Origin of the sequence: Streptomyces turgidiscabies Car8, from assembly GCF_000331005.1 — a bacterium.
GTDB lineage: Bacteria > Actinomycetota > Actinomycetes > Streptomycetales > Streptomycetaceae > Streptomyces > Streptomyces turgidiscabies.
The window spans coordinates 1-814 of the sequence record NZ_AEJB01000256.1 but is presented as its reverse complement, the minus strand read 5'-3'; the positions used below and the strand labels follow the sequence as shown (position 1 = coordinate 814).

The following is an 814-nucleotide window of genomic DNA, read 5'->3' as shown; positions in this document are numbered from 1 at the left end:
CAGACCGGCGACCAGACCGCCGAGGAAGCCGGCCGCGATGTTCGAGGCGATCATGCCGCCGACGAAGCCGGGGACGAGTCCGGGCCGGTCCGCCATGCCGTAGGCGATGTAGCCGGCGAGGACCGGGATGAGGAAGCCGAAGGCCACCCCGCCGATCTGGAACAGCAGTGCGCCCCAGCTGTCGACCTGGGTCCAGGAGAAGTGCTCCATGACCGAGGGCGCCTTGTTGATCTCCCAGCCGCCGATCGCGAAGCCGAGGGCGAGCAGCAGACCGCCCGCGGCGACGAACGGGACCATGTAACTCACGCCGGTCATCAACCACTTGCGCAGCTTGGTGCCGTAGCTGTCACCGGAGTCGCCGGCCCGCTCGACAGGCGTACCGCCGCCCTGGGCGCTCGCGGTGACCTCGCCGCGCTCGGCCTTGCCGCGTACGTCGGCGATGAGCTGGGCGGGCTTGTTGATGCCGGCCTTGACGCCGACGTCGACGGTCGGCTTCCCGGCGAAGCGTTCCTTCTCCCGTACGGGTACGTCGTGGGCGAAGATCACGCCGTCCGCGTCGGCGATGGCCGCCGGGTCGAGCCGGGTGAACCCGGCCGAGCCCTGCGTCTCGACGACGAGTTCGACGCCCGCCTCCCGGCCGGCGTTCTCCAGCGACTCGGCCGCCATGTACGTGTGTGCGATACCGGTGGGGCAGGAGGTGACGGCGACGATACGGAACGGCCGCCTGCCCCCGCCGGTGCCCTCGTCCGTACCCGCACCGGTACTCGCACTCACACTCGTACTCGTGCCCGCGGCGGCTTCGGCGGAGGCCGCC

Annotated in this window: 1 protein-coding gene; it reads right to left on the bottom strand. The window is 71.1% G+C overall.

The window, feature by feature from the left end; all coding sequences use genetic code 11:
- Positions 1-814: fructose PTS transporter subunit IIB (locus STRTUCAR8_RS16650; protein ID WP_044472323.1), on the bottom strand; the 814-nt coding region annotated here is incomplete at both ends.